The following is a 1750-nucleotide window of genomic DNA, read 5'->3' as shown; positions in this document are numbered from 1 at the left end:
AAACTAAGGCCTCCAGCACCAGCGGCACGCTTCCCATGGCCTCGCAGGTGCCGGCTAACCCGCCGGCTTGCATGGCACGGAACACGCGCGGGCCCTTGCCGTCATAGCCCATGCGCCGCGTCTTCAATATGCCGCTGCCGCCAAAGGATTTCAGCGCTGCGGTCAGCTCGCCGTCATTGTCGACCGCGCGGAAATCCGCCGTGGCAATGCCGATGCCGTTGAGAAATGTCTTTTCGGTCACCCGGTCCTGCGCCACATCAAGCGCGCGCGCAGGCGGATAGACCGGCACCTTTGCGGCGAGCGCCTCGGCGGCGGCAACCGGAACGTTCTCGAATTCATAGGTGACGACGGCACTTGCCTCGGCCAATTCGGCAAGCGCGGCGGGGTCATCGTAGGCGGCCGTGACCTGACGGTTGGCGACCTGTGCCGCGGGGCAATCCGGCTGCGGCTCCAGCACCACGGTGCGGTAGCCGAGGCGAGCGGCCGCCATTGCCAGCATGCGGCCGAGCTGGCCGCCGCCGATGATGCCGATGGTCGATCCGGCGGGCAGGCTCATTGCGTGTCCGTGGGTTCGGCCGCGACCTTGGCGGTCTGCGAGGCGCGCCAGGCATCGAGCCGCCCGGCAAGCTTGTCGTCGTTGAGCGCCAGCACGGCGGCGGCCAACAGAGCCGCATTGGCCGCACCGGCCTTGCCGATGGCCAGCGTTCCCACCGGAATGCCGGCCGGCATCTGGACGATGGACAGCAGCGAATCCTGTCCCGACAGGGCCTTGGATTCCACCGGCACGCCGAACACCGGCAGCGGTGTCATCGCCGCCGTCATGCCGGGCAGGTGCGCCGCACCGCCGGCACCGGCGATGATGACCTTGTAGCCGGCGGCCTTGGCGCCCTTGGCGAAGGCGTAGAGCCGGTCGGGAGTGCGGTGCGCCGAGACGATCAGCCGTTTGTGCGGGATGCCAAGCGCCTCCAGTGTCTCGGCGGCATGGCGCATGGTCGCCCAGTCGGACTGGCTGCCCATGATAATGGCGACGTCGGCGCGTTGATCGTCCAAGCTTCTGCTCCCGGCGACAAAGGCGCGCCTTAGCGGAATTCGGCGGCGGCGGCAAGGATGCGGGGCATTGCCGGGGTCCGGCCGGGAAATCAGCCTATGCCGCAGCCTTGCGGAAGCGGGCAACGAAATCGTCGAGTTCGGGCCGCTCCATGTCGGAGATCGCCCAGTAGGAGAAGGCGCCGTCGCTCCACTGCACCAGCGAAAAGCCGCCCGAGGAAAGATCGTCAGGCTCGCTGACCTTGCCGCCCTGCTGCGGTTCGGCGACCAGCGTGATCAGATGCTCGCGGTGGCGGTAGACAAGTGCCGGCACCGGGCGGCCGGAAATCACCTCGACCCGGCCGCCGATCAGCGCAAAACCGTCCTTGGCAAGATCCGGTGCCGGCGGCGACACGCCGATCCGGGCGTCGAGCCAGGGCTTTACCGTGTGGCGGTCCGACGAGACGATATCGATCGGGCTGGCGGCAAGCAGGCTGCGGCGATGGCCGCTGGCGACCGCCGCGGCGAAGCTGTCGGACGCGCCGTTGACCATCACCCATTGCGTTGCCCCGCTGGCCAGCACCGCGCTGATCATGATCGAGGCGGCAAGAGCGCGCCAGTCGAACGAACCGAAGCGGCGCGCTCGACTTGGCGACAGCCGCGTATCGGCGTTTCGCCTCTGGCCTCTCCCGCCCGGGGCAAGCACCCCCGGGAGCGCCGGCCG

Annotated in this window: 3 protein-coding genes; all 3 read right to left on the bottom strand. The window is 68.8% G+C overall.

Going from position 1 to position 1750, the window contains the following annotated elements; genetic code table 11:
- Nucleotides 1-556, bottom strand: a 556-nt coding sequence (locus FJ980_RS30565) for an ATP-grasp domain-containing protein (RefSeq protein ID WP_140547306.1), incomplete at its 3' end; no start/stop codon positions are given.
- Complete coding sequence (gene purE, locus FJ980_RS30560; protein WP_140517590.1) at nucleotides 553-1050, bottom strand: 5-(carboxyamino)imidazole ribonucleotide mutase; 498 nt, start codon at nucleotides 1048-1050, stop codon at nucleotides 553-555. The genes purE and FJ980_RS30565, both read right to left, overlap by 4 nt.
- 94 nt (nucleotides 1051-1144) lie before the next feature.
- Nucleotides 1145-1750, bottom strand: a 606-nt coding sequence (locus FJ980_RS30555; RefSeq protein ID WP_140547305.1) for an anti-sigma factor, incomplete at its 5' end; no start/stop codon positions are given.

This window comes from Mesorhizobium sp. B1-1-5 (assembly GCF_006443065.1).
Lineage (GTDB): Bacteria > Pseudomonadota > Alphaproteobacteria > Rhizobiales > Rhizobiaceae > Mesorhizobium.
The sequence above is the reverse complement of the archived record's forward strand: the minus strand, read 5'-3'. Positions and strand labels throughout refer to the sequence as shown.